Origin of the sequence: Bradyrhizobium sp. WSM2254, from assembly GCF_000472645.1 — a bacterium.
In the GTDB taxonomy this organism is placed as follows: domain Bacteria; phylum Pseudomonadota; class Alphaproteobacteria; order Rhizobiales; family Xanthobacteraceae; genus Bradyrhizobium; species Bradyrhizobium niftali.
Genome location: NZ_AXAB01000024.1, coordinates 75,587 through 101,832 on the forward strand (window position 1 = coordinate 75,587; position 26,246 = coordinate 101,832).

The following is a 26,246-nucleotide window of genomic DNA, read 5'->3' on the forward strand; positions in this document are numbered from 1 at the left end:
CCCCGGAATGACGGCGTAGAGCGTGCGCAGCGTGCCGGGGCTTCAAGCCGCCGTGCTGCGCGGGCTCTCAGCGGTGTCCTTCTTGTCCGTCTCCCTGTCGCGGGACAGCCACGCCGGAAAACGAAGCAGGCGCTCGTTGGTGTCCTTTGGCAGCTCGATGGGCGGCGCTTCAATGGCCGAACTCGGCAGGTCCAGCGCTGCCTGTCCGGTTCGCACCGCATCCGCGCGCTGATCCAGTTCGCGGAGCAGGGGGTCGAGCACGCTGTCGATCTCGGTCGCCACCGACACCAGGAAACTATTGAGCTCGCGCGCCTCGGGCACAACCGCCGCAGCCTGCTCGATCGCCCTCGAGAGACCATCGACGACAGGCGCAAACGCGCCGGCGGCTTGCTTGATTCGCGTCTTGATCGCTTCGACCTCGCTCAAGACGCGCTCACGCTCACGCCTTTTCTTTTCCTCCGAAAGACGGGCTTCAATTTCGGCGATCTGGGCCGTCAGGGTCGTGGCTTCGGATGCGAGCGCATCTCGTCTTCCGCGCGCGCGCTCGAGATCGCGGCTGAGATTGTCCACTAAGTCGTCCTTTCCGAACATGGCTTTGCTCCGTAGGACAGGCGCTTTGCCCTGTAGGACGGCCTTGGCGCGAACCGCCAGCCTCGCCACCGACCGGATGGCCGGATCGGCCGAAACAGGCATCAGCCTCGGTCGCGTCACATGGGCCGACATGGTGATCCCCCCATCGTCAACATTAGGCAACCGCATGGTTAACAGACGGTTAATGTCAACAGACGATGCGGCCATGGGGCGTGACGGCACCGGCAACGAGATCCCGAAGAACATCTCCAACGTCCTGAAGCTCTATCGCTGCCTGCGCAAAACAGACCGACAGGACGCAGCCTCGTAAGCCCGCCTCCCCTACCCCCGAAAATCAATGCTCCGCAGCACGATCCCTGGCGGGGTGCCCTCGAACTCGGTCGCGCGGTACTTGCTCGCGGCGCGGGCCTCGATGCGGTCGCGCAGGCGGGTGAACTGGGCTTCGCGCTGCTCGGGCCGAGCCTGCGGGCCGCGCTCGAGATAGTCCATCGCGGAGGTCGAGATCGCGCATGCGATCTCCTTCGATCCGTCCTGCATCAGGAACTGGACGATGCCCCGGTCCTGTTCGTAGCCGACGAAGCGGCTGCTCGTGAGTGTCATGGCTTACTCCCTTACGCGATTGCGCCCTGGCGCGGTTGGCGCGTGGTTCGGCGCCGCCGCCCGTGAATTCTCTGACGTCGGCCCGGCCTGGTGCGCAATTGCGCACGGGGGGCCGGGGCCCATAAGTCCGGTCAGCGTTGTGGAGGCACGCTGTGGCCGCGTTCATTCACAATAACTCGGTTCGGTGGTTATGGGTCCTGGCTTTCGCCAGGACGACACCTGTGTTCCAGGTGCGCACCGTCGCTGCCGCGCTCCGGCCGGGATGGCCTTCAGCTGTCGCCACTGAGCCTGGCGAAATCGTCGAACAGGGCCGTCACCAGCGCGCGGTGGCGGGTGTCCTCGGTGGAGAGGCTGGCGGCATAGAGGTTGAGCAAATAGCGCGCCTTCACCGCGGCCTCGGGCCACGAGGTGGCGGGCACGGTCATCAGGCGGTTCTCGAGATCGGCCTCGCGCTCGCGCAGCTCCCGGACATTGTTCTCGACCTCGGCCAGCGCGCGGCGCAAATCGGTTGCCTTCTGGGCGGCCATGCCGCGATGCCTGTCGAGATCCACCGGGACGTCAGTCATGGGCGACACTCTGGGCGACGCTCGCCGGCGCGGCCTGCGCATCCGCGGCTTGCGCGTCCGCAAGGTCGACCGAGCCGATCGACAACATTTCCGTCACACCGCCGCGCCCGCCTTCGGCCGGCACGGTGATCATGGTGGCGATGCGGCGCCAGCACGGGAATGACAGGCCCTCGATCATCTCCTCGTCGGTGACGACGTCATAGCCGCCCGCGGGCAGCAACCGGTCGATGCCGTTGATGCGGAACGGATGCCTGAAGGTGACGGTTTCTCGGCGCGAACGGATGGTCATGGACGCCTGCCTTTCTGCGAGCGGAGCCCCAACCGACACCGGCTTGCCGTGAGCATGCGCTCCCAGGGCGGCAATAGCCAGCACTATCGTCGCCGCGGCACGCGCGGCTAAGGCTGCGGGCTACGCGCGGCGTTTTAGTCCTCGCTATTGGGGTGGGGCGGGCGTAGGCTCGCTCCTATCACCGCACTTCCTGCAACGGCATCGACCGGTGACTGAGGGTCACGTGCGCTCCCGCCGCTAGACCAGCTATCAGGGCATGGTGTTGTCATGCTCTGCAGGAGCGTGCGATGTCGCGGTTTCGCGTCTCGGAATGGATCGTTCCACAGGTCGACGTCGCGCTGTTCCTTCTGCTTCTGGTCTGCGCGGCGGCCATCCTCAATGGCTAGGACAATGCGCGTGCCCTATCTGGTCAGCGGTACCAACGAATATGGCTGCTCCAATCTCGGCCGCGGCAGCGCCACCGTCGCGCTGCGGCTGGCGCGGAAGCTGCTGCGCGAGGGCTACATGGACGTGCGCGTCTGCACGCCGCGCGGACGCGTGCTGCAATCCGACGAACTGGACGAACTCAAACCCCCACAGGAGATCGACGCCATGGCCAAGGGACAGCAACGCGGCAATCGCGAGACCAAGAAGCCGAAGAAGGACAAGACCAAGATCATCGCAGCAGCGCCGAGCCGCAAGGACGTGGCCTGGCAGCCGGACTTCGGACCGGGAAAGAAGAAGTAGGCGGCAGCAAGCGCCGGCGATTACCCTCCCCTGGAGGGCAGGGTAATCGCGTGTGACTCTTTGGCAGGGCCTGAGCGCGCGCCTCGTCCTTCGAGACGACCGCTCCGCGGTCTCCTCAGGATGAGGCTAAGCGGCATCTTTGCCGGTTGAAATTGCTGCCGCGCCTTCCGTCCTCATCCTGAGGGCCCGCCAAAGGCGGGCGTCTCGAAGGATGGGCCGCAGAGCAATTGCCTTAGATGCGATTGCCCTGGAGGGTAGCAACCCCCACCGTCTCCTCGCCGTCGCGCTTTTTTGCTATACTCGCCCCGGTAGCATTACCGGGAGGGGCCGACCTGTGGAGCACGAGCGCAAGATCGAAGCGAAGACCGAACCCAAGAGCGAACCGAAGAGCGAACCGAAGAACCTCGTCATCTGCTGCGACGGCACCGGCAACGAGATCAGCGAGAACATCTCCAACGTCCTCAAGCTCTATCGCTGCCTGCGCAAGACCGACAAGACGTCGCCGCGGCAGATGGTGTTCTACGATCCCGGCGTCGGCACGGTGACGGAGCCGACGACGTGGCACCGCCTCAAGGCCAACGTCAATCTGGTGCTGGGGCTCGCCACCGGCTACGGGCTCGATGACAACGTGCTGTCAGCCTATTGCTTCCTGGTCGAGCACTACGCGCCCGGCGACAAGATCTACCTGTTCGGTTTTTCGCGCGGGGCTTACACAGTTCGCGTGCTGGCGGGGCTGATCCACAAGATCGGGCTGATCTCGCCGGAGCAGGCGAACCTCGCAGGAAGCGGCCTCGTCGCCTACAAGCAATATTCCGGCACCGGGCGCGGCAACGACATCTCCGACCTCCAGGACATCGCGACCGACGAGAGCGGGCCGCTGCCGCAGGACAAGTTCGACCTCGCCGCGCAATTCGCGCGCATCACCTCGACGCGCTGGCCGACCATCCACTTCATCGGCGTCTGGGACACGGTGGCGAGCGTGATCGTGCCGCGGCGCGACAATTTCTTCTTCGTGATCAGCCTGGAGGAGCTCGCCTTCACGCTGCGCAATCCGAGCGTCAAAATCTTCCGGCAGGCGATCGCGATCGACGAGCGGCGCTGCATGTTCCGCCTCAAGCAGTACAAGGAGCCGCAGGACTATTGGAGCAACCGCTACGTGCCCGACGAGAAGAAGGTGCCGCAGGACATCCTGCAGGTGTGGTTCGCCGGCGTGCATTGCGACGTCGGCGGCGGCTATCCGGAGGCCGAAAGCGGGGAATCCAAATACCCGCTGATCTGGATGATTGAGGAGGCCGAGAAGGCCGGGCTGAACTTCAACCCGCGCACCGTCAACCAGCTCGCCTGGGGCGTCCAGCGCAAGAACTCGCCGTTCCAGTATGTCGCCCCCGCCTACACCGGCAAGACCGGCGAATTGCACAATTCGATGACGGCGGCCTGGCGGCTGCTGGAGTATTTGCCGAAGAGCGCGAAGTACAAGGAATGGCCGGAGCGGAAGGTGTCTCTCGGTTTCTACATCCCCGATTGCGAGCCGCGCCTGATCCCCGAAGGCGCGCATGTGCACGAGAGCGTGGTGAAGCGGATGGCGGTGGAGCCGGACTACCGGCCGGTGAATTTGCCGAAGACGTACGAGACGGTACCGATGCCGGTGCCGCCGCATGTGGGGGTGGCGGCGGAGGCGGATGAGATGGTGACTGGGTGAGGTGATGCCGGCGCCATACGCGCGTCATTGCGAGGAGCCCTTGCGACGAAGCAATCCAGAATCCCTCCGCGGCAAGATTCTGGATTGCTTCGCTTCCGCTCGCAATGAGGGTGATGGAGGCAGGGGCGCGCGACACCTTCTGCCGTCGTCCCGGCGAAGGCCGGGACCCATAACCCCAGGGTGAAGTTTGGCGAAGACTCGTCGTTCGGGACTGCCACCTTCCACAGCCGAGAAATCACGCGGTATGGGTCCCGGCCTTCGCCGGGACGACGGCGGAGCTTGAGGCAACGCCGTCGCACCCCGCTACCGCCGCTTTCTCCATTCGCCGCTACTTTTCATTAAAATTCTCGCGCCGACCTTAGTCGGATCGCATGATCTCCGGTCGATCATCGGAGCCTACCACCGCGCTATCCGCGGAATTGGAGGAGATGTGCCAATGCATCCGCGAAGGTTCGCCCGTGTGAAGCCCGCAGGACTGGTGTCGCGCCAGGCCAAGATCATCACCGACCCGCGCGCGCCGGTGATCCCCTGCACGCTGATCGACTATTCGCCCGGCGGCGCCTGCGTCGATCTCGGCGGCCAGGTGAGCATCCCCGACAGGTTCGAGCTGCTGCACGTCAACACCAAGAAGCGCTGCCGCATCGCCTGGAAGCGCGGCACGCGGGTGGGCGTGGTGTTTTGAGAGGGATCGCATTCAGCCGTCTAGACTGAACGCCCGCCGCGCCCCCATCGTCGTCCTGGCGAAAGCCAGGACTCATAACCACAGGGAGCAGTTTGGCGACGACTGGTTGTTCGGTACGCCTGCCGTCCGCAATCGATAGACCTCGCGGTATGGGTCCCGGCATGCGCCGGGACGACAGCGAAATGTTGGGCGCGCTTCGCCCCTGACCCCGCCTACTTCCGCATCCGCGCCTTCGCGCCCGCGACGATCTGCATGGCGACGCCGGCGATCCAGCCGAACAGGACGAGCCAGGTCCAGACCATATGCGGATCGAGCCGCAGCACGATGACGGCGACCGAGGCGAGCGCGGTGAGCGTGGCGCAGAGCGTGCCGGCGGAGCTCAAGAATTCCGCGGCGTCGATGGCGCTGTGCGCCTCGTCGAAGGGCAGCTGCGGCGTGTCGATGCCGAGATAGAAACCGACCGCACCGAGCCCCATCATCAGCGCCAGGAACCCCTGCGTGGTGAGCGGAGCGATCGCCGATCCGACATAGGCGCCGACGAACAGCCCGCACGCGGCCCCCGCCATCGCGAGGCCCATGCGCTCCAGCACGTGAGCGGCGTTGCGAACACGAAAACGCATGGCGGGCCTCCGTGAGGCATTGAACGTGGAAAGGTTAGGCCAGTTTTGCGGGGGGTGGAAGCTGAGGGAGGTTACGGATGCGTGAGGGGCGGCCGCGATCCCGCAACTAACCTATGGAGTTACTCCCTATGGTTATGCCGTCGTCCTCGCGGCTCACCTCGCCCCGAACGTCGTCTTGCCGAACAGCGCCTTCTGCGTCGACGGCTGCGAGCGCCAGTATTGCGGTGGGGCTTCGACCTCGCCGCCGAGCTCGGCGGCGGCGTGCCAGCCCCAGCGCGGGTCGTAGAGCATGCCGCGGCCGAGCGCGATCATGTCGGCCTTGCCGGAGGCGACGATCTCCTCGGCGTGCTTGGCATCGGAAATCATGCCGACGGCGATGGTGGGCAGTCCCGTCTCACGGCGAATGGCGTCTGCGAACTGCACCTGATAGCCGGGGCCGAGCGGAATCTTCTGCAGCGGCGAGACGCCGCCGGAGGAGGCATCGATCCAGTCGATGCCGCGCGCCTTCAGCGCGCTGGCGAATTCGAGGGTCTGCGCCAGATCCCAGCCGCCCTCGACCCAGTCGGTCGACGACACCCGCATGCCGATCGGCTTGTCGTGCGGGAAGGCGGCGCGCACCGCGTCGTAGATCTCGAGCGGGAAGCGCATGCGGTTTGCGAGCGAACCGCCATACTCGTCGGTACGCCGGTTTGAGATCGGCGACAGGAACTGATGCATCAGATAGCCGTGCGCGCCGTGCAGCTCGATGGCGTCGATGCCGATGCGCTCGGCGCGTTGCGCAGCCTCGACGAAGGCCTCGCGGATGCGCGTCAAGCCCGCGGCATCGAGCGCCAGCGGCGCGGCCTCGCCCTCCTTGTGCGGCAGCGCGCTCGGGGCCACCGTCTGCCAGCCGCCTTCACTGACCGGGATCAGCTGGCCGCCGTCCCAGGGCCGCGCGCTGGAGGCCTTGCGGCCGGCATGGGCGAGCTGCATCGCGACCGCGGTGGAGGAATGCTTGCGCACGGAGGCGAGGATCTGCTTCAGCGCGGCTTCGCTGGCGTCGCTGTAGAGCCCGAGGCAGCCCGGCGTGATGCGGCCGATCGCCTCGACATGGGTCGCCTCGATGCAGAACATCGACGCGCCCGACAGCGAAAGATTGTTGATGTGGGTGAAGTGCCAGTCGGTCGGAACGCCGTCCTCGGCCGAATACTGGCACATCGGCGACACCACGACGCGGTTCTTCAACGTCAGGCCGCGCAGCTTGATCGGGGAAAACAGGGCGCTCATGCGGGGGAGTTCCGGGGATGAGAGGGGAGATTAAGGGGAGTGTAGTGAGGGATGCGCGGATTTCCAGCGGCGTGGCAAGCATGCCCGCCAGCGAGGCCATGCATTGCGCGCGTCATATGATCACGGGATCGTGCCGCGATCTCCGCCGTCGTCCCTGCGAACGCAGGGACCCATAACCCCAGGGAGAGGTTTGACGAAGACTGGTGGTTCGGGACTTCTACCATCCGCAATCGATAAATCACGCGGTATGGGTCCCTGCGTTCGCAGGGACGACAAAGGCCCCTACTCAAGTTCCTCGAACTGGCCCGCCCTGGGCTTGCCCATGCGGATGCGGCCGTCGGGCAGCAGCTCGCCGTCGGCCTCGGCGGAAAACTGGATGGTGGTGCGGCCGTCCTTCATCGCTGTCGCCTTGCCGAGCGGCCCGAGCTTGTCTGCGAGCGCGGCGTCGTCGAGCACGAACACGCGGTAGTCGGTGAGATGGAAGCGCCGCGGCGCCTGCCATGTCAGCGCGGGGACCGAGGTGCGCATATCGCCGTCGGTCTTGATATCGATGCTGCGGCCGGTCGCGTCGCGGAACAGGTCCGGCGCATCGATGAGGCGCGCGCGGCCGCCCTCGACCGCGTAGAGATTCAGCGTGACGATATGGCGCTCGCTGCGGAAGGAGACGGCGACGGTGCGCGAATCGGCCGACCAGGCGGCGTGGAACGCATCCGGCGCGGTGTCGAGGATGTTGTCGTCGTTGACGTTGTCGAGCGTCATCAGCCGGCGATGGCCCGGCTCCGCCATCAGATAGATGCGAAAACCCTCGCCGCCGGTCTCGCCGCCGCCATGGGCGGCGACGGAGAGCTTCCCGTTCGGCGCGCGGCCGCCCTGGATGATGGCGTATTCGTTCTTTCCATACCGGTGCTCGGCCGTCGCAAAGGCCGGCGGCAGCGCGGCGAGCGTGAGGGCGAGGGCGAGGATGGCGCGGCGGAGGGGCATGAGGGTGTGTCGCGATACGGGCGGCGAACGTTCACTCCACCAGCGTGAACTGGAGCAGCAGCGTGCGCTGGAGCAATGAAAAATTGTCGTCCGAGACCAGCGTCAGCACGGTCTCGCCCGCGGGCGTGACGTGGGCGTCGATGCCTTCCATGTTGTCGACCTCGTGGCCGAGATCGGCGGCGAACAGCGCAGGCCCGTCGACCAGCGCGTTGGGCGCGATGGATTTCAGGGGGATCGACCGGATGCGGATGTTGATGCCGGTGAACCAGGAGAATTTGCGTTCGAGGATGAGAAGCTCGCCGGACGGCAGCAGCACCGCATCGCTGATGTCGAATTTTTCGGTGCGGCGGACGCTGAACTGGCCGGGCGACGGACCGCCGATCAGGAACGCGACCAGATTGCCGTCGGCGTCGAGCCCGCGCTCGGAGAAGGCGATCAGGCTGCCCGCGAGCGGCTGGCCTTTCGGCACGACGACCATCGCTTCGAGCCCCTTGTTGGTGGGCAGCTTCCGCACGGCCGCCGGCGTCGGCACCACCTCGCCGCGGGCGCGCGTGCCGCCCTTGGCGAAATCGAAACGCAGGATCTGGTTGACGCGCTCAAGCCCGACATAGACGACATTGCCGTCGCGCGCGAGCGACTCGGTGTCGTACCAGAACCGCTTCTCCGTGATCGGCCGGCCCTCGGAATTGAGCATCGGGGATGCCTCGACATCGTCGAGCCCGATCATCTTGCCGCCGGAATAGCGGATGCTGCCGGTGAACCAGCCGCCCTGGTCGGAGATCGCGAGGAAGCGCTCGCCCTTGGCGTCGAGCCGGATGCCGGACAGGCCGCCGAAGCCGCGATAGGGCGAGGTCAGCACCAGGCCGCTGCGATACTCCAGCGAACCGAAGCGCGTGCGCGAACGGTCGCGCGGCTCGAAACTGGCGATCGGCCGCGCGTTGACCTCGATGCTGACCGGCTCGGCGACGGCGCGCTCGACCTGGAGCGGGCGCGGCGGCGGCTCGGTCGCGGCTTGCGCCTGCGCCAATCGGGACAGTGCGAAAGTGGAAAATCCCGCCGCCGCGTGGCCAAGGAAGCTGCGGCGGGATCGATGGGTGCTCACGAATGCAGTTTGCGTCGCGGCCGGCCGGCCGGCTGGCTCGGCGCGGTGTTGGTCTCGCTGAACAGTTCGGCAAGCTTCTCGGTGATGGCGCCGCCGAGCTCCTCGGCGTCCACGATCGTCACCGCGCGGCGATAGTAGCGCGTGACGTCATGGCCGATGCCGATCGCGATCAGTTCGACCGGCGAGCGGGTCTCGATCTCCTCGATGATGTGGCGCAGGTGCCGCTCGAGATAGTTGCCGGCGTTGACCGACAGCGTGGAATCGTCGACCGGCGCGCCGTCCGAGATCATCATCAGGATCTTGCGCTGCTCGGGCCGGCCGAGCAGGCGCTTGTGCGCCCAGTCCAGCGCCTCGCCGTCGATGTTCTCCTTCAGCAGTCCCTCGCGCATCATCAGGCCAAGGTTCTTCCGCGCACGGCGCCAGGGCGCGTCGGCGGACTTGTAGATGATGTGGCGGAGGTCGTTGAGACGGCCGGGATTGGCCGGCTTGCCGGCGGCAAGCCACGCCTCGCGCGACTGCCCGCCCTTCCAGGCGCGCGTGGTGAAGCCCAGAATCTCGACCTTGACGCCGCAACGCTCCAGCGTGCGCGCGAGAATGTCGGCGCAGGTCGCCGCGACCGTGATCGGGCGGCCGCGCATCGAACCGGAATTGTCGAGCAGCAGCGTCACCACTGTGTCGCGGAACGTCGCCTCCTTCTCGTGCATGAAGGACAGCGGATGATAGGGATCGGTGACGACGCGGGACAGCCGCGCGGGGTCGAGGATACCCTCTTCGAGATCGAACTCCCAGGCGCGGTTCTGCTGCGCCATCAGCTTGCGCTGCAGCCGGTTGGCGAGGCGGGCGACGATGCCCTGCAGATGCGCGAGCTGCTTGTCGAGATAGGCGCGCAGGCGCTCCAGCTCGTCATGGTCGCAGAGATCTTCGGCCGCGATGACTTCGTCGAATTTCGGCGCGAAGGCGTGGTATTCGGGCCCGCGCGGTTCGTTCTTCCCGTGCGAATTCGGCCGCGTCGCCTCGCCCGGCGTCTCGTCGTCGCCGAGTTCGCCGTCGTCGAACGTGTCTGACGTCGAGGCCTGCGCGCTTTCCATCGCGCTCTCGCTCATCTCCTCGCTCGACGCCTGCGCCTGGTCGGCGCTCATGTCCTGGGCGGCATCGGAATCGGGCGAACCCTCGGCGCCGGACTGGTCGTTGTCGCCGTCGCGGTTCTCGTCGTTGTCGTCATTCTCTTCGCTGTCGGCGTTGCGCTCGTCACCGAGCTCGAGCGCGGACAGGAGGTCATGCACGGCGTCGCCGAACCTGGTCTGGTCCTCGACCACGCCGTCGAGCCGGTCGAGCCGCTTGCCGATCTTGTCTTCGAGAATCGGCCGCCAGAGATCGACCATCTTCTTCGCAGCCGTCGGCGGCGCCATGCCGGTCAGGCGCTCACGCACCAGCATCGCCAGCGCATCGGCCAGCGGCGCGTCGGCGCGGTCGGTGATCTCGTCGAACTTGCCGCGATGGAAATGATCGTCGAGCATCGCGGTGAGGTTTTTCGCAACGCCCGCCATGCGGCGCGCGCCGATCGCCTCCACCCGCGCCTGCTCGACCGCCTCGAACACGCCGCGCGCCTGCGGATTGCCCGGCATCAGCTTGCGATGCAGCTTCGGATCGTGACAGGCGATCTTCAGCGCGATGGAGTCGGCGTGGCCGCGCACGACCGCTGCGTCACGCTTGGTCATCTTGCGCGCCGGCTCGGGCAGCCGCGCCTTGCCCGGCGCAAGGCCCGGCCGCTCGGCGGCAAAGGAGACCTCGAGCTCGGGCGATTTCGCGATCGCCTTGAGGCAGGAGGCCACCGAGCGCTTGAACGGCTCGGTCGGCGCTTCCTTGCTGTTACGGAATTTGGAATTGGATGATGATGTGCTCATAGCGACTTCGTAAACGAATGGCGCGTCACGCCGCCGGGATAGCCCTTGAGAGTGCCGAATTCCTCGTACCCGCAGGAACGATAGAAGCCCGGCGCCTGGAAACTCATCGTGTCGACATGGGCCTGGATCGCGCCCTGCCGTCTTGCCTCGTCCTCGATCGCCGCGATCAGCTTCGTGCCAAGCCCCTTGCCGCGCTGCTTCTGGTCGATCCAGAAATACTGGATAAACAGAACAGTGGCCCAGAGATGCCCGACGATGCCGCCGACGATCTTGCGGCCGTCCTTCAACGAGACCGCGATGCTCTTGGCCCTCTGCTTCCCGAACTGCTCGTCGTTATAGGCGCCGAGCCCGGCGAGCACAGCCTTCTTGGTGGTCCCAATGGTGCGCTCGACGGTGATGGTTGGCATGGCCTAGCTGAGCGCCACGTTGACCGCCGATTCCGGCAGCTCCGCGTTGAAGCAGCGCTGGTAGAACTCGGCGACCAGGGGACGCTCGAGCTCGTCGCACTTGTTGAGGAAGGTGACGCGGAAGGCGAAACCGATATCGCCGAAGATGTCGGCGTTCTCCGCCCAAGTGATCACCGTGCGCGGGCTCATCACCGTCGACAAATCGCCATTGGCGAAGGCGTTGCGGGTGAGATCGGCAAGGCGCACCATCTTGTTGACGATGTCGCGGCCTTCCTGGGTGCGATAATGCTTGGCCTTCGCCAGCACGATCTCCACTTCCTCGTCATGGCTGAGATAGTTCAGCGTGGTGACGATCGACCAGCGGTCCATCTGACCCTGGTTGATCTGCTGGGTGCCGTGATAGAGGCCCGAGGTGTCGCCGAGGCCGACCGTGTTGGCGGTCGCGAACAGGCGGAAGGACGGATGCGGCTTGATCACCTTGTTCTGGTCCAGCAGCGTCAGGCGGCCGGACACCTCCAGCACGCGCTGGATCACGAACATCACGTCCGGGCGGCCGGCGTCGTATTCGTCGAACACCAGCGCGACGTTGTGCTGAAGCGCCCAGGGCAGGATGCCGTCGCGGAATTCGGTGACCTGCTTGCCGTCGCGGACCACGATCGAGTCCTTGCCGACAAGGTCGATACGGCTGATATGGCTGTCGAGGTTGACGCGCACGCAGGGCCAATTCAGGCGGGCAGCGACCTGCTCGATATGGGTGGATTTGCCGGTACCGTGATAGCCGGTCACCATCACGCGGCGATTGCGGGCGAAGCCGGCGAGAATGGCGAGCGTGGTGGCGCGGTCGAAGCGGTAGTCGGAATCGACTTCGGGCACGTGAGGATCGACTTCGGAATAGGCCGGCACTTCGAGATCGCTGTCGATCCCGAACACCTGGCGCACCGACACCTTCATGTCGGGCAAACCGGAAACTTCCTCAACTTTGGACAGAGCGGCGGTCGTCATCAATCCTCCGAGGTCCCGGGCGATCCCGAGACCAGTTATTGCACGGTGGCTGCGGCTGGGTGCGTTTGCGAACCTATCAGAGACAACGTGCGGGCAGAAGCCCGCCCCGCAATCAAAGTTCCATTGTCTTTTCATTTAGATAGGCAAGGAGCGCGATTTTTGGAAGGCTGCCCTGCGAATCCCGCTCGAATTTCAGGCGGGTCAGCTGGCCTGCCCACGCGAATGGCACTTTTTGCCGCCTCACCTTACTTATGTAGGGTCTGAACCCGCCTTGGCCCCGCCCAACACGAAAGCCGACGTGACGTCATTCCTCGATCCCTTCATTTCGTTCGTTTCGGCCCATGCGTGGCTGGCTTATCTGACCCTGTTCCTGGCGGCGCTTCTGGAAGCCGTTCCGGTGGTGGGATCGGTGGTCCCAGGCTCGACCATCATCCTGGCGCTCAGCGCCCTGGTCCCGGGCGGCGAGCTGAAGCTCGGCTGGGTGCTGCTGGCGGCAGCTACCGGGGCCGTGCTGGGTGACGGCTCGGCCTACTGGATCGGGCACCGGCAGCAGCGCGAGATCCTCAACACCTGGCCGCTGACCAATTATCCGCGCGTGGTCGAGGAGAGCGAAAGCTTCTTCCACCGCTTCGGCACCTGGGCCGTGTTCTTCGCCCGCTTCGTGCCGCCGATCCGCGCGTTTGTCCCGGTTACGGCCGGCGCGCTCGGGATGCCCCCCGCCCGCTTCTACGCGATCAATATCCCGGCAATCCTGGTCTGGGCCCCCGCGCATGTGCTGCCGGGCGTGCTGGCGGTGTCGGCCCTGCACGAATATGCCGGGCTGCATCATCACGGGCATGTCGGCAAGCACATCTGGATTTTGACCGTGGCGGCCGTGGCGATCACATTGGGGCTGGCGATATGGATCATTCGCCGGCGGCAGGGCAGCGGTGTCGCGGCGGCAAAGTCGCGGGGTTAGACGAGGCACGCTCGCGCCACACCACAGGTGTCGTCCCGGCGAAGGCCGGGACGACGCTGAGAAATGAGCTTTATCGCTCTTCCAATTTGGCGGGCGTGCCCCCCGCCCGCCGCCCCGGCGCCGGCCCCACATACCTTGCCCTTGGCCTGATCAGCTTGCCGAACTGCAATTGCTCGCTGGCATGGGCGATCCAGCCGACGCTGCGGGCCATCGCGAACAGGGCCAGTTCGCTGCCGGCGGGCAGGCGCAGGGCATGCACGAGGACGGCGAGCGCATAGTCAATGTTGACGAATTCGCCGGTCGCCTCCGCAATCCGCTCCGGCACTTCGCGCGTGAATTTGCGCGGCGCGCCGGCGCGCGAGAGCGCATTCAGCAGCGATTGCGCGCGGGGATCGCCGCGCTTGTAGACGCCGTGGCCGAAGCCCGCGAAGCGCTCGCCGAGCGCGACGCGTTCGCGCACCACGGGAGCGACGTCGCGGTCGACCAGCGTTTTCACCAGCTGCGAAGCCAGCACGCCGGCGCCGCCATGTTTCGGCCCCTTCAGCGCGGCGAGGCCGGCGATGACGGCGTCGTAGAGATTGAGGCCGGTCGAGGCCGCGCAGCGCGCGGTGAAGGTCGATGCGTTCAGCTCATGATCGGCGAGCAGAACGAGCGCGCGGCGGATCAGATCGGGCGCATGCTTGTTGTCCGTCGCCCAGACGCGCGCGACCTGCTGATGCAGCGGCTCGGCCGAGGCTTCCGCATTGAGCATGGTCGCAACCAGCAGGCGGACGATGCGCGCGCCGACCATGGCGCGGCCATCGGGTGCACGGGTGAAGGCGCGGGGATCGGCGCTCGCGGCCAGCGCCAGCACGGCGATGGCGCGGTCGATCGGCGCCGCCCGCCGCGCGGCCCCTGCGATCGTGCGCATCTCCTCGGATATCTCGGGCTGATTATCAGGCGCAAATGGATCGACGCCGGAGACATCCCAGAGCAGCGTCGCCGTGTGCTCCAGCGTGTCGTTCTCGGCGAGATCGACGCAATTGACGCCGCGATAGATCGCGCCCTCCTCGGTGATGGTCGAGATCTCCGTGTCCATGACCGGCAGGTCGGCATCGAAGCTGCGCAGCCCGCGCGGCTCCGGCGACGGCACCCGGCGCTCCTTCAGGGCGCGGACATCCTCGGCGCGGTAGCGGTTCTTGCGCGAATCCGGCGTCGGCTCGGAGCGGATCAGGCCGCGGCTGACATAGGCGTAGAGCGTGGCCGGCGAGATCGCGAGCTCGGCGGCGGCCTCCCGGGCGGAGAGGTAGAGCTCATCGGAATTATTCATATTGATTTATGTAATCAAGATTGATCAATCTGTCGAGAGGCCTGACCTTTGTCCTGCGTAGAACAGGAGATTTGGGCCATGAACATCCACCTCACCAAAAGCCAGATCGGGCTGGACGGCGTCCCCGCGGCCGAGACCGTGCTGAGCCATGTCGACGGCGAGCGCGGCGAGCTGATCATCGCCGGCGAGCATGTCGGCCGGCTGGCCGCCAAGTCGAGCTTTGAGGGCGTCACCGCCCGGCTCTGGAACGGCGCCAGCAAGACCTCGCTGAGCGAGGCCAACGTACGGGCGAGCCTGGGCGCCGCACGCGAGCGCGCCTTCGCGCGGCTCGCCGACCTGCTGCCGGCGACGCACGGCATGGGGATCGTCGACGGGTTTCGCGCGGCTGTCGCGGGCCTTCGCGCCGAGCACGGGCTGGAACATGAGGCGACCATCGTCGGCGCGTTTCCGGTGATATCAGGCGCGCTGGTGCGGCGCGCCAAGGGGCTCGAGCCGGTCGCGCCCGATCCGAGCGCGAGCCACGCCGCCGACACGCTGCGCATGCTGCACGGGCGCGCGCCGGCAAAGCGCGAGGTCACGGCGCTGGATGCCTATCTCGTCACCGTCTGCGACCACGGCATGAACGCCTCGACCTTCACCACGCGCGTGGTGGCCTCGACCCAGGCCGACCTATTCGCGGCCGTCACCGCCGGCTATTGCGCGCTGACCGGTCCCTTGCATGGCGGCGCGCCGGAGCCGGTGCTGGAAATGCTCGATGCGATCGGCTCGCGCGAGCGGATCCAGCCCTGGGTGGATGCGGCGCTGGCGCGCGGCGAGCGCATGATGGGCTTTGGTCATCGCGTCTATCGCGTGCGTGATCCGCGTGCCGACGTGCTGAAGACCGCGATCGAGGCCCTCGCCTCCAACGGCGCCGACCTGCCCTTCGCCGGTGAGGTCGAGGCCTATATCCGCGCGGCGCTGCGCAGGAAGAACCCGGAGCGGCCGCTGGAGACGAATGTGGAGTTCTTCACCGCGATCCTGCTCGATGCGCTGGCGATTCCAAGGCAGGCGTTCACGCCGATCTTCGCGGCGGCGCGCGCCGCGGGGTGGACCGCGCATGCCCGCGAGCAGCAGCGGACGGGGCGGCTGATCCGGCCGAGTTCGTCTTACGTCGGGGCGATGCCAAAAGAATGATGCAGTGGCCCGGATGGAGCGAAGCGTAATCCGGGGAAGCCGATTGCTGTGCGAGAAAGTCCCGGATGACGCCGACGCTCCATCCGGGCCACGGCTACATGGCTGAACGCGCCAGCGCAACGCGTCGCAAGAGGCCGTGATTGCGAGGACGGACTGGCGGCCATGCAGGAACACCCGAGCGCCTGGCGACTTACCTATCTGCCCCCGGTAGATCAGGAACGCTATGCTGGACTTGTTAGGACATTCGGACGAGGCCAGGATCGGCGAGATCGCCGCCAGCTATGCGACGAGCCGGAGCGAGGCCGACGCCGATTCCGAAAGGCGCTTTCGCGACTTGCTCCAGGCCTTGCCCGCCGCGGTCTACACGACCGACGCAGACGGCCGCATCACATTCTTCAATCGCGCCTGCGTCGATTTTGCCGGACGCACGCCACAGATCGGCGAGATGTGGTGCGTGACATGGAAGCTCTACCTGCCTGACGGCACGCCGCTCCCCCACGATGAATGCCCAATGGCCATCGCGCTCAGGCAGAACCGGCCCGTGCGCGACGTCGAAGCCGTGGCCGAACGGCCAGACGGCTCCCGGATCTGCTTCATGCCGTATCCGACGCCGCTGCGCGACAAACGCGGCCGATTGGTTGGGGCGGTGAACATGCTGGTCGACATCACGGCCCGCAAGCAGGCCGAGCAGCGGATGATGCTCCTCACCTCCGAGGTCGACCATCGTTCGAACAATTTGCTCGCAGTGGCTCAGGCGATGCTGCGGCTGACGAAGGCAGACACCGCAGAAGAGTTCCAGACCGCGTTTCAGGGCCGACTCAGCGCCCTTGCCAACGTGCAGAGGCTGTTCTCGGCCTCGCGCTGGACCGGCGCGAATCTGAAGACCATCGTCGAAGAGGAACTGCGGCCCTACGCAAGCCGGGACGGCGAACGTATCAGGATCGCGGGAGACGACGTCCATCTGCCGCCTACCCTCGCCCAGTCGGTCGCGGTCGCGCTGCATGAGCTGGCGACCAACGCTGCCAAATACGGGTCGCTGTCGACGCCTTCGGGCACGTTGGAGATCCGCTGGGCGGCCAATGATGCAGAGCCCCTCGTGCTGCATTGGTCGGAGAGCGGCGGTCCCCGGGTCAACGAGCCGCCGACGCGCAGGGGCTTCGGGGTCGGCGCGATCGATGGCATCATCCGGACCTTGCGAGGAAAGGTTACCCGGCAGTGGAGGCCGGAAGGACTGGTTTGCGAACTGTCCTTCCCCGAGGTCGCCGCCTAGGCCTCCCGCACGACCGTCTTCAGATAATTATACGCCTTGATGATCTCGATCAGGCGGTCTTCGGTGGAGCGGTCGCCGCCATTGGCGTCGGGGTGGTGCTGCTTCACCAGCGCCTTGTACTTGGACTTGACGTCGGCGAGCGTGGCACTGGGGCCGAGGCCCATGACCTGGAGCGCCTTGCGCTCGGCGTTCATCACCTTGCGCGTCTCGGCCTTGGGCTGGGCGTCCGGCCCCTTCCGCCAGTTGGCGCGGCCGTTGATCTCGCTGAACATGCTGAACGGATCGGACGCCATATCGATCTCGGCTTCCGCACCCTTCTTGCCGCCATTGGCACCCATCTTCCAGGTCGGACGGTGGCCGGTCAGCGCATCCTTCTGGTAGCGCGCGACGGCGTCGGCATTCATGCCGGAGAAGAAATTGTAGTTCTGGTTGTACTCGCGCACGTGGTTCAGACAGAAATGCCAGTACTCGCGCTGGTTCTCACGCCCCTTCGGCGCGCGGTGTGCGCCCTTGTTCTGGCACCCGGCCCATTCGCACGCGACCGCGGTGTCGCGCGGCTTCACCTCGGGCTGCTTGCCCCGCGGCTTGACGCGAATGGAGTCGAAGAACTTTGATGAATCGATCGGCATGACTGACTTTGACTACGCAATGCAAAAACCTTCAAGTCTTGACATTGCAATTAGCTGCGAACCCGGCAAATAACGGAGTGCGATCTCTGCACCTGAATGGCACACACATGGCTATGAGCGACACTATCAGCAACAAGTTGCAGGAAGCTTTCACGCCGGAAAGCCTGCAAGTCGTCGACGAGTCACACCTGCATGAGGGCCATGCCGGCCATCGGCCGAGCGGTGAGACGCACTTTCGCGTTTATATTGTGTCTCAAGCCTTCAAAGGGAAGAGCCGGGTCGATCGCCATCGCATGATAAATGCGGCGCTGGCCGCGGAACTCTCCGGCAGCGTGCACGCGCTCGCGATCCACGCGCAGGCGCCGGGGGAAGGCGGGAGCTAGCTCGCCAATTCGGCTGTCATGCCCCGCCACCGGGTCTCGCCTTCGGCGAGCCCGATGACAGGCTCCGGCGGGGCATCCAGTAAACACTGCTGGCGAGATTCAATTGATAAGCCGCGGCGTGCTGGATCGTCCGCCTGCGCGGACGATGACACCGTGCGTCAAAACGACGTCCCGGCCCGCCTCGGCTTTGCCTCCTCCAGCTCCGCCTCGCGCGGCACCGGTGAAATACGGAGCGCGGTGATGCGGTTGCGTTCGCGGCGCAGGACGCGGAAACGGAAGCCGTGGAACGTGAAGCTCTGGCCGCGATCGGGGATCGAGCGCGCCTCGTGAATGACGAGGCCCGCGACCGTGGTTGCCTCTTCATCGGGCAGATGCCAGTCCATGGCGCGATTGAGATCGCGGATCGGCACCGAGCCGTCGACCACGACCGAGCCGTCAGGCTGGGCGCGCACGCCGGCGACCACGACGTCGTGCTCGTCGGAAATGTCACCGACGATCTCCTCCAGAATGTCTTCCAGCGTCACGAGACCTTCGACTTCGCCGTACTCGTCGACGACCAGCGCGAAATGGGTCTTGCGCCGGCGGAACGCCTTGAGCTGCTCGGAGACCGGGCGCATCTCCGGCACGAACCAGGGCGGCAGCGCGATGGTGGAGACGTCGATGCGCGAGGTGTCGCCTTCGGCGGCGCGGATCGCGCGCAGCAGATCCTTGGCGTGGAGCACGCCGATGATGTTTTCCGGCTTCTCGCGCCAGAGCGGAATGCGGGTGTATTCGGTCGCCAGCACCTCGCGCACCAGCTCCTCCGGCGGCAGGTCGGCGTTGATCATCATCATCTCGGTGCGATGGATCATGACGTCGGAGACCTGGAGCTCGCGCAGGTCCAACAGGCCGCCGAGCATGTCGCGGTCCTGCTTCTCGAACTTGCCCTCGTGATGCAACAGGTCGACCGCGCCGCGCAGGCGCTCGGTCGGCGACAGGATGGCCTGGTGCTCGCCGGCAAGGCCGAACAGGCGCATCAGGAGGCGCACGATGACTTCGACGATCTTGAGCAGCGGCCCCAGCACATACATGGTCAGCCGCATCGGGCGTGCGACCGCAAGCGCCATGCGGTCGGGCGCGTTGATGGCGATGGTCTTGGGCAGCACTTCCGCGAAGATCACCACCAGCGCGGTCATCACGCCGGTGGCGTAGAGCACGCCGACATCGCCGAACCAGGACGTGAAGATGGCGGTGGCGAGCGCGGAGGCGCCGATATTGGCGATGTTGTTGCCGAGCAGCAGCGCGCCGATCAGGCGCTCGCGCATGTCGAGCAGCTGCGAGACCACGTCGGCGTCGTGATTGCCCTGCTTGGAGAGCCGCAGCATGCTGGCGCGCGAGGCGCCGGTCAGCGCGGTCTCGCTCGCGGCGAAGAACGCCGAGACCAGCAGGCAGAGGACGACGATGGTGAATCCGAGCCAGTCCATGAACCACTCAAGTTTCTTGTCTTGACGCGTTTTCCTTGCGCGAACCGGTCCCCACTTCGCTCGAAAACGCTTTCACGAAGTTCAGCCGCGTGTCACGCCTTGTGAGCGAGCTTGTCCTTGAGGAAGTCGCGCACCGGGGCCGGCTCGACATCCTTTGCGATCACGGCGCGCCCCACAGCCTCGAGCAGGATGAAGGTGAGCTTGCCGCGCTTGACCTTCTTGTCCTGCGCCATCAGGGCCATCAGCGCGTCGGCATCGGCAAGCCCTTCCTGCGAAAAGCCCGCGATGTCCTGCAAGCGGGTCGGCAGGCCGGCCTCGACGAGATGCCGCTCGACGCGCGCCGCGTCGGCCTCGCCGATCATGCCGAGCTTGGCCGAGAATTGCGCCGCCAGCGTCATGCCGATCGCGACGCCCTCGCCGTGGAACAGGCGGTCGGAGAAGCCGGTCGCAGCTTCCAGCGCATGGCCGAAAGTGTGACCGAGATTGAGCAGCGCGCGCTCGCCGGTCTCGCGCTCGTCGCGCGAGACGATTCCGGCCTTGGCGCGGCAGGAGGTCGCGATCGCGTGCTCGCGCGCCGAGCCGCCCTTGAAGATGTCGGCGTGGTTCTTTTCCAGCCAGGTGAAGAAGGCCTCGTCGCCGAGCACGCCGTATTTGGCGACCTCGGCATAGCCGGCGCGGAATTGCCGCGGCGACAGCGTGTCGAGCACGGCGGTGTCGGCAATCACCAGCACCGGCTGGTGGAAGGCGCCGAGCAAATTCTTGCCCTGCGGCGAGTTGATGCCGGTCTTGCCGCCGACGGAGGAATCGACCTGTGCCAGCAGGGAGGTCGGCACCTGCACGAAATCGACGCCGCGGCGCAGGATCGCGGCGGCAAAGCCGGCGAGATCGCCGACCACGCCGCCGCCGAGCGCGATGACGAGATCGTTACGCTCGATCCTGGCCGCGATCAGGGCTTCGCTGACCTTTTCGAGGCCGGCATAGGTTTTCGAGATCTCGCCTTCCTCGACCACGATGCGCGAGGCCGGGATGCCAGCGGCCGCGAGCGATGCTTCCGTCGGCTCGAGCCAGTGTTTTGCGACGGTGCGATCCGTCACGATCGCGGTGCGCACGCCGGGCCGTAGGCGCGCGACCCGTTCGCCGAGCGAGGCCAGCACGCCGCGGCCGATGACGATGTCATAGGCGCGGTCGCCGAGCGCGACATCGACGTTGACGGGGTCGGAATGTTTCAAGGGCGCGGTCATCGTACGGCACTCGCAACGTCGGCAGGTGGCTGGGACGCCTGCTCACCGCAAAGATGCGCGCGCAGCGTCTCGATGCATTCCTCGACGATCTTGTCGTGCGGCACGTCGCGGGAGGCGATGGTGAGGTCGGCATGGCTGTAGACAGGTTCGCGCTCGGTGAGCAGGCGCGTCACCGTCCCTTCCGGATCGGCGGTCTGGAGCAGCGGACGATCGGCGCGGCGGCGGACGCGGCGCATGATGACGTCGTGGTCGGCCTTGAGCCAGATCGAGACCGCCTTCGCCGCGATCCGGGTCCGCGTCTCCTCGCGCATGAAGGCGCCGCCACCGGTCGCCAGCACCACCGGGCCGCCGTCGAGCAGGCGCGCGATCACTCGCGCCTCGCCGTCGCGGAAATGGGCCTCGCCATGGCGCTCGAAAATCTCTGGTATGGTCATGCCGGCCGCCGCCTCGATCTCGGTGTCGGCGTCGACGAAGGGCAGCTTGAGCCGGGCCGCCATGCGGCGGCCGATGGTGGATTTGCCCACCCCCATCATGCCGACGAGCACGATCGAGCGCGCCCCGAGCGCCGACAGGATGTCGGCCTCAGGCGAAGCTTGTATCGGCAACGCGGCGTCGGACATGGGTCTCGCTCTGGATCTCGCTCTGGGTCTCGCTCGATCTGCCGCCAAAAGCGGCCTGCTTTGGCCACCTATACGACCCCGAAGGGGGCCTCGCCAGAGGACTCTTGCCACGAAACGGCGAACATGTTGGATGATTTCATTGGTTAATTTGCCGGCCTGGACCTTTACCGAGACCTTGCACGATGCCCAGCCTGTTCCGCTTCCTGACGGTCGTCGCCGTGATCGCCGGCATCGTCTATGGCGTGGTCTTCGCGCTGGCGAACTTCGTCAATCCGAAGCCGCGGGAAATGACGGTGACGATCCCGCCGGATAAGTTTCTCAAGAAATAGGAGCTAGCCTCCAGGGCATGCGTGCAAAGCCCTCAGACAGCAAGCTCACCGGCCTGTTCCTCGACATGCTCGCGGCGGAACAGGGCGCCGGCCCCAATACGCTCGATGCCTACCGCCGCGATCTCACGGACTTCTCCGAGTTCCTGGGCCGCGTCGGCCACTCTTTTGCGGATGCCGAAACCCAAACGCTGCGCGACTATCTCGCCGATCTCGACACGCGCGGCTTCAAATCCACCAGCGTCGCGCGCCGCTTGTCGGCGATGCGGCATCTCTACCGCTTCCTCCTGAACGAGCGCATTCGCACCGACGATCCCGCCGCGATCCTGTCCGGCCCCAAGCGCGGCCGCGGCCTGCCAAAGGTGCTGTCGATCGCGGATGTCGACCGCATGCTCCGCCGCGCCAAGGAATTGAGCGAGGCGGAGGATGCCTCGCCCTCGAAGCGGCTGCGCGCCCTGCGGCTCTATTGCCTGCTCGAGGTGCTCTACGCCACCGGCCTGCGCGTCTCCGAGCTGGTGGCGCTGCCGCGCACGGCGGCCAAGCGCGACGCCCGCATGATCGTGGTGCGCGGCAAGGGCAACAAGGAGCGCCTGGTGCCGCTCAACGAGGCCTCGCGGCAGGCGATGGCGGATTATCTCGCCGCGACCGAAGCCGCGAAGACGGAGAAGAAGAAAGACGGCCTCGCCGCCTCGAAATGGCTGTTTCCCTCGTTCGGCGAGAGCGGGCACCTGACCCGGCAGCATTTCGCCCGCGACCTCAAGGAGCTCGCGGTCGCCTCGGGCCTGCAGGCCCGGCTGGTCTCCCCGCACGTGCTGCGCCACGCCTTTGCCAGCCACCTGCTGCACAACGGCGCGGACTTACGCATCGTGCAGACCCTGCTCGGCCACACCGACATCTCGACCACCCAGATCTACACCCATGTGGTCGAGGAGCGGCTGAAGAGCCTGGTGCGCGACCTGCACCCGCTGGCGGAGAAATAACTTGTCGTCGTCCCGGCCTAGTGCGCAATTGCGCACGGGGGGCCGGGACCCATACCGCGTGATCTATCGGTGAGGGCAGGTGTCAGTCCCGCAGAAAGACCGCATCACTCCGAGTCTTCGCCAAATTTCTCCCTGTGGTTATGGGTCCCGGCGTTCGCCGGGACGACAGCGGTGGCCGAAACCGCCTTGACTTCGGCCACATCTCCGCAGAAAGAGCCGTGGCCTCACGATTGATTTGGCGGGCGGCCCAGAAGCCCACAAGCCAACTCATTGAAGAAGCTACACTTCTTTCCGCAGGTCTGAAACCGCTTCGCCGCCTCGCCCCGTCCTCCCTATATTGAGTTGATGCAAGACCAGATGCGCAGCTATCTCGACTTCGAAAAGCCCGTCGCCGAGCTCGACTCCAAGGTCGACGAGCTGCGGACGCTCGCGGCCTCCGGGACCGACATCAGTGACGAGATCGGGCGGATCGAGGACAAGGCGGCGCAGGCGCTGGCCGACCTCTATACGAACCTGACGCCGTGGCAGAAGACGCTGGTCGCGCGGCATCCGCAGCGGCCGCATTTCAACGATTTCATCACGGGCCTGATCACCGAGTTCACCCCGCTCGCCGGCGACCGCAAGTTCGGCGAGGACGAGGCCCTGGTCGCCGGCTTCGGCCGTTTCCGCGGCGAGCCGATCTGCGTGATGGGCCAGGAAAAGGGCGATTCCACCGAGAGCCGCATCCGGCACAATTTCGGCATGGCGCGGCCCGAGGGCTATCGCAAATGCGTGCGGCTGATGGAGATGGCCGAGCGGTTCGGCCTGCCGGTGCTGTCGCTGGCCGATTCCGCCGGCGCCTATCCCGGCATCGGCGCCGAAGAGCGCGGCCAGGCCGAGGCGATCGCGCGCTCGACCGACGCGTGCCTGTCGCTGGGCGTGCCGAACGTCGCCATCATCACCGGCGAAGGCATGTCGGGCGGCGCCATCGCGATCACCACTGCCAACCGGGTGCTGATGCTGGAGCACGCGATCTACAGCGTGATCTCGCCAGAGGCCGCCTCCTCCATCCTCTGGCGCGACGGCACCAAGGCGCAGGAAGCCGCCAACAACATGAAGATCACCGCCCAGGACATGCTCCGCTTCGGGGTGATCGACAGCATCCTGAGGGAGCCGGTCGGCGGCGCCCACCGCGACCCCGCCGCCATGATCGCCACCACCGGGGATGCCATCGCCAAGGCGTTTGAGGAGCTCCACGGCCTCGACGCCGACGCCATCCGCAAGCAGCGGCGGCAGAAATTCCTCGATATCGGCCGCAAACTGGGCTGATTCGGGCGGGTTTGGTCCCGTCGGACCCATCGCCCTCTGCCGTCGTCCTGGCGAAAGCCAGGACCCATACCGCGGAATCTCTCGATTTGGGGCGCTGGGAGTACCGAACGACGAATCTTCGCCAAACCACTGCCTGGGGTTATGGGTCCTGGCTTTCGCCAGGACGACACTGAATTTGACGCCCGGGCAAACCACCCCAGACTAATCCCGGTAACCCCGCATTAACCCTTTTTTTGCCCAAATCGGCGATCTCTGTCTGGATCGGGCCGGAAGGCCCAAGTAAGGCCCAAAGTCGCGTCCATTTAGTCTCTGTTGACCATGCCATTGGGCCAACGGGCTCGTGATCCCCGCTCGGGTTGCGACCACATGACCCAGAGGTTAGAATTTTAATTAATGGCTTCAGGGCATAAGCGCTGGAGCATGGTTTGAAAAAGCCCGTCACGACGGGTCCGGATCTCCGGTCGGATCATGCTCCAAAGAATTGGGGTTCGCGCTCTCTGCCCGGCACGGTGTGGGGTCCATCTTGATTTCTCGTTCGCTTGCTCGCGCGCTCTTGGCTTCGGTTGCGCTGCTGACGGCCAGTGTTCTGCTGGCCGGCTGCGACACCGATCAGGTGTCGCTCGCGACCAACGCCAAGGCCAACCAGCCGGTGCCGCCAAAACTTCTCGCCGCGATGGTCGAGAAGGACATGGACCTGCAATCCCCGATCCTGGTCCGCCTGTTCAAGCAGGAAGCCGAGCTCGAGGTCTGGAAGCAGACCCGCAACGGCCAGTTCGCGCTGCTCAAGACCTATCCGATCTGCCGCTGGTCGGGCGATCTGGGTCCGAAGGTGCGCGAAGGCGACCGCCAGGCGCCGGAGGGATTCTACTCGATCAATCCGGGCCAGATGAATCCGCAATCGGCCTATTACCTCTCGTTCAACACGGGCTATCCGAACGCGTTCGACAAGGCTCTGGGCCGCTCCGGCTCGCAGCTGATGGTGCATGGCGACTGCTCTTCGCGCGGCTGTTACGCGATGACCGACGAGCAGATCGCGGAGATCTATTCGCTCGGTCGCGAGTCCTTCTTCGGCGGCCAGAAGGCGTTCCAGCTCCAGGCCTATCCGTTCAAGATGACGCCGGTGAACATGGCCAAGCACCGGAACAATCCGAACATGCCGTTCTGGAAGATGATCAAAGAGGGCTATGATCATTTCGAGGTGACGCGGCAGGAGCCGAAGGTCGATTTCTGCGAGAAGAAGTACGTGTTCGACGCGGCGAAGGCGCCCGATGCCAAGCGCGATCCGGTGTTCGACGCGTCCGCAAAGTGCCCGGCCTATGTGATCCCCGAGGACATCGCGAGCGCCGTGCGCGAGAAGGACGCGCGCGACCAGGCCGAGTATGCCAAGCTCGTCGCCAAGGGCACGCCGGTGGCACGCATGAACACCGGCATCGACGGCGGCATGAACAAGATCTTCGCCGCCAAAATTCCGGAAGGCTCGACCGGCCTGTCGGAGGGCGCCGAAGGCACCACGCTGCAGATGCTGGCGATGGCGAAGGCGCCGGGCACGATCCCCGGCCACGTCAATCCGCCCAAGCCGAATCTCGACGCGGCCGCGCCCTCGCCGCAGGAAGAGCCGGTCGTCGCCGTCAGCGCGCCCGCGACCAGCACCCGCGTCGCGGCCGCGGCGCCCGCCGAGAAATCCCAAGAGAAATCGCAGGGCGGTGGCTTCTTCTCGAACCTCGGCCGCAAGATGGGCCTCGGCACCGCCGACACGACGGCGACCACACCTCCGCCGCCGCAAGCCACCGCGTCCGTGACCCCGGCCACGACGCCGCCGACGGCAGCGTCCAGGCTGAAGGCCGCAGTGACCCATTTCGTGCCCGGCCGCGACACCTCCAAGGATGCGCCGAAGCCCGCTGTCGCTGCCGCCAAGCCCGCCGAGCCGGCGAAGCCCGACACCCGCCTCGCCGCAACGCGCCCGGCGCTGAAGCCGACGGTGTCGGATGATCCCGCCGGTGGCCCGCAGATGGCGGGCGCCGCGCCGGTGGTGCAGTCGAACTCGTTCGACAGCCGCTTTGGGGCGGTGAAGTAAGGACGACTTAATCGCTCGCCAAGAGTAAGTCCCTTCTGCATCTTCGGTGCCGACATTGCACCCAGCACCTTCCCTGA

Annotated in this window: 28 protein-coding genes; 12 read left to right on the forward strand and 16 right to left on the reverse strand. The window is 66.0% G+C overall.

All coding sequences use genetic code 11. From position 1 onward, the window contains the following. Positions 1-42 precede the first annotated feature (42 nt). Positions 43-723: a hypothetical protein gene (locus A3M7_RS0118255; protein WP_027545227.1), complete on the reverse strand. Its 681-nt coding sequence runs from the start codon at positions 721-723 to the stop codon at positions 43-45. Between the two features lie 52 nt (positions 724-775). Here A3M7_RS0118255 and A3M7_RS50525 point away from each other — a divergent pair, with 52 nt between their 5' ends. Then, positions 776-901 (forward strand): DUF2235 domain-containing protein, encoded by a 126-nt coding sequence (locus A3M7_RS50525; protein ID WP_245284273.1) that lies wholly within the window; start codon positions 776-778, stop codon positions 899-901. A gap of 11 nt (positions 902-912) precedes the next feature. Here A3M7_RS50525 and A3M7_RS0118265 read toward each other — a convergent pair whose 3' ends face one another. The 3 genes from A3M7_RS0118265 to A3M7_RS0118275 form a co-directional block, all read right to left on the reverse strand. After that, a complete protein-coding gene (locus tag A3M7_RS0118265) occupies positions 913-1,191 on the reverse strand; it encodes a DUF1488 domain-containing protein (protein ID WP_011083000.1) in 279 nt (92 codons plus the stop codon). 269 nt (positions 1,192-1,460) lie between these two features. Further along, positions 1,461-1,757 (reverse strand): hypothetical protein, encoded by a 297-nt coding sequence (locus tag A3M7_RS0118270; protein ID WP_027545228.1) that lies wholly within the window; start codon positions 1,755-1,757, stop codon positions 1,461-1,463. Next, the gene (locus A3M7_RS0118275; protein WP_027545229.1) at positions 1,750-2,046 is read right to left on the reverse strand and encodes a hypothetical protein; all 297 of its coding nucleotides are present in this window, start codon (positions 2,044-2,046) and stop codon (positions 1,750-1,752) included. The genes A3M7_RS0118270 and A3M7_RS0118275 overlap by 8 nt, the downstream gene beginning before the upstream one ends. 390 nt (positions 2,047-2,436) lie before the next feature. Here A3M7_RS0118275 and A3M7_RS44430 point away from each other — a divergent pair, with 390 nt between their 5' ends. The 3 genes from A3M7_RS44430 to A3M7_RS0118295 all read left to right on the forward strand — a co-directional run bounded on the left by A3M7_RS44430 (position 2,437) and on the right by A3M7_RS0118295 (position 5,153). After that, a complete protein-coding gene (locus tag A3M7_RS44430; protein ID WP_049823513.1) occupies positions 2,437-2,772 on the forward strand; it encodes a hypothetical protein in 336 nt (111 codons plus the stop codon). A gap of 334 nt (positions 2,773-3,106) precedes the next feature. After that, on the forward strand, positions 3,107-4,471 hold the full coding sequence (locus A3M7_RS44435) for a DUF2235 domain-containing protein (RefSeq protein WP_049823514.1): 1,365 nt from the start codon (positions 3,107-3,109) through the stop codon (positions 4,469-4,471). A gap of 436 nt (positions 4,472-4,907) precedes the next feature. Continuing rightward, the gene (locus tag A3M7_RS0118295; protein WP_027545230.1) at positions 4,908-5,153 is read left to right on the forward strand and encodes a PilZ domain-containing protein; all 246 of its coding nucleotides are present in this window, start codon (positions 4,908-4,910) and stop codon (positions 5,151-5,153) included. A 212-nt stretch (positions 5,154-5,365) separates the two neighbouring features. On the opposite strand, the gene A3M7_RS0118300 is transcribed toward A3M7_RS0118295, so the two are convergent. From A3M7_RS0118300 to cobS, 7 genes are all read right to left on the reverse strand, one after another. Then, complete coding sequence (locus A3M7_RS0118300; RefSeq protein ID WP_027545231.1) at positions 5,366-5,773, reverse strand: hypothetical protein; 408 nt, start codon at positions 5,771-5,773, stop codon at positions 5,366-5,368. 153 nt (positions 5,774-5,926) lie between these two features. Beyond that, positions 5,927-7,039, reverse strand: coding sequence for an NADH:flavin oxidoreductase/NADH oxidase (locus tag A3M7_RS0118305; RefSeq protein ID WP_027545232.1), 1,113 nt, complete (start codon positions 7,037-7,039; stop codon positions 5,927-5,929). A gap of 282 nt (positions 7,040-7,321) precedes the next feature. Next, positions 7,322-8,020, reverse strand: coding sequence for a hypothetical protein (locus A3M7_RS0118310; RefSeq protein WP_027545233.1), 699 nt, complete (start codon positions 8,018-8,020; stop codon positions 7,322-7,324). A gap of 31 nt (positions 8,021-8,051) precedes the next feature. Then, positions 8,052-9,122: an esterase-like activity of phytase family protein gene (locus tag A3M7_RS0118315; protein ID WP_027545234.1), complete on the reverse strand. Its 1,071-nt coding sequence runs from the start codon at positions 9,120-9,122 to the stop codon at positions 8,052-8,054. After that, on the reverse strand, positions 9,119-11,026 hold the full coding sequence (gene cobT / locus A3M7_RS0118320; protein ID WP_027545235.1) for a cobaltochelatase subunit CobT: 1,908 nt from the start codon (positions 11,024-11,026) through the stop codon (positions 9,119-9,121). The genes A3M7_RS0118315 and cobT overlap by 4 nt, the downstream gene beginning before the upstream one ends. Continuing rightward, positions 11,023-11,433: an N-acetyltransferase gene (locus A3M7_RS0118325; protein ID WP_027545236.1), complete on the reverse strand. Its 411-nt coding sequence runs from the start codon at positions 11,431-11,433 to the stop codon at positions 11,023-11,025. The genes cobT and A3M7_RS0118325 overlap by 4 nt, the downstream gene beginning before the upstream one ends. A 3-nt stretch (positions 11,434-11,436) precedes the next feature. Next, the gene (gene cobS, locus A3M7_RS0118330; RefSeq protein ID WP_008144548.1) at positions 11,437-12,435 is read right to left on the reverse strand and encodes a cobaltochelatase subunit CobS; all 999 of its coding nucleotides are present in this window, start codon (positions 12,433-12,435) and stop codon (positions 11,437-11,439) included. Positions 12,436-12,733: 298 nt separating this feature from the next. Between cobS and A3M7_RS0118335 the strand changes: the two genes are divergently transcribed. After that, entirely contained in the window at positions 12,734-13,393 is a 660-nt protein-coding gene (locus tag A3M7_RS0118335; protein ID WP_027545237.1) for a DedA family protein, read from the forward strand. Positions 13,394-13,463: 70 nt separating this feature from the next. On the opposite strand, the gene A3M7_RS0118340 is transcribed toward A3M7_RS0118335, so the two are convergent. Next, positions 13,464-14,702: a citrate synthase family protein gene (locus tag A3M7_RS0118340; RefSeq protein ID WP_027545238.1), complete on the reverse strand. Its 1,239-nt coding sequence runs from the start codon at positions 14,700-14,702 to the stop codon at positions 13,464-13,466. 78 nt (positions 14,703-14,780) lie between these two features. On the opposite strand from A3M7_RS0118340, the gene A3M7_RS0118345 reads away from it, so the two are divergent. Both A3M7_RS0118345 and A3M7_RS44440 read left to right on the forward strand, forming a co-directional pair. Next, positions 14,781-15,875: a citrate synthase/methylcitrate synthase gene (locus A3M7_RS0118345; RefSeq protein WP_027545239.1), complete on the forward strand. Its 1,095-nt coding sequence runs from the start codon at positions 14,781-14,783 to the stop codon at positions 15,873-15,875. A 346-nt stretch (positions 15,876-16,221) separates the two neighbouring features. Then, a complete protein-coding gene (locus tag A3M7_RS44440) occupies positions 16,222-17,145 on the forward strand; it encodes a sensor histidine kinase (protein ID WP_198033763.1) in 924 nt (307 codons plus the stop codon). On the opposite strand, the gene A3M7_RS0118355 is transcribed toward A3M7_RS44440, so the two are convergent. Continuing rightward, positions 17,142-17,774 carry a J domain-containing protein gene (locus A3M7_RS0118355; protein WP_027545240.1) on the reverse strand — a complete coding sequence of 211 codons (633 nt, stop codon included), beginning with the start codon at positions 17,772-17,774 and terminating at the stop codon, positions 17,142-17,144. The genes A3M7_RS44440 and A3M7_RS0118355 overlap by 4 nt on opposite strands. A 107-nt stretch (positions 17,775-17,881) precedes the next feature. On the opposite strand from A3M7_RS0118355, the gene A3M7_RS0118360 reads away from it, so the two are divergent. Next, entirely contained in the window at positions 17,882-18,157 is a 276-nt protein-coding gene (locus A3M7_RS0118360; RefSeq protein ID WP_027545241.1) for a BolA family transcriptional regulator, read from the forward strand. 158 nt (positions 18,158-18,315) lie between these two features. Here A3M7_RS0118360 and A3M7_RS0118365 read toward each other — a convergent pair whose 3' ends face one another. The 3 genes from A3M7_RS0118365 to A3M7_RS0118375 form a co-directional block, all read right to left on the reverse strand. Then, positions 18,316-19,620 carry an HlyC/CorC family transporter gene (locus tag A3M7_RS0118365; protein WP_027545242.1) on the reverse strand — a complete coding sequence of 435 codons (1,305 nt, stop codon included), beginning with the start codon at positions 19,618-19,620 and terminating at the stop codon, positions 18,316-18,318. A gap of 92 nt (positions 19,621-19,712) precedes the next feature. Continuing rightward, a complete protein-coding gene (gene aroB, locus A3M7_RS0118370; protein WP_027545243.1) occupies positions 19,713-20,861 on the reverse strand; it encodes a 3-dehydroquinate synthase in 1,149 nt (382 codons plus the stop codon). Next, positions 20,858-21,481 (reverse strand): shikimate kinase, encoded by a 624-nt coding sequence (locus tag A3M7_RS0118375; protein WP_027545244.1) that lies wholly within the window; start codon positions 21,479-21,481, stop codon positions 20,858-20,860. The genes aroB and A3M7_RS0118375 overlap by 4 nt, the downstream gene beginning before the upstream one ends. A 182-nt stretch (positions 21,482-21,663) precedes the next feature. Here A3M7_RS0118375 and A3M7_RS44445 point away from each other — a divergent pair, with 182 nt between their 5' ends. From A3M7_RS44445 to A3M7_RS0118395, 4 genes are all read left to right on the forward strand, one after another. Then, positions 21,664-21,810 (forward strand): hypothetical protein, encoded by a 147-nt coding sequence (locus tag A3M7_RS44445; protein ID WP_035669499.1) that lies wholly within the window; start codon positions 21,664-21,666, stop codon positions 21,808-21,810. Between the two features lie 17 nt (positions 21,811-21,827). Next, positions 21,828-22,787 (forward strand): site-specific tyrosine recombinase XerD, encoded by a 960-nt coding sequence (xerD, locus tag A3M7_RS0118385; protein WP_027545245.1) that lies wholly within the window; start codon positions 21,828-21,830, stop codon positions 22,785-22,787. Positions 22,788-23,132: 345 nt separating this feature from the next. Beyond that, the gene (locus A3M7_RS0118390; protein ID WP_027545246.1) at positions 23,133-24,095 is read left to right on the forward strand and encodes an acetyl-CoA carboxylase carboxyltransferase subunit alpha; all 963 of its coding nucleotides are present in this window, start codon (positions 23,133-23,135) and stop codon (positions 24,093-24,095) included. A 523-nt stretch (positions 24,096-24,618) separates the two neighbouring features. Then, the gene (locus A3M7_RS0118395; protein WP_245284274.1) at positions 24,619-26,169 is read left to right on the forward strand and encodes a murein L,D-transpeptidase family protein; all 1,551 of its coding nucleotides are present in this window, start codon (positions 24,619-24,621) and stop codon (positions 26,167-26,169) included. The last annotated feature ends 77 nt before the right edge of the window (positions 26,170-26,246 follow it).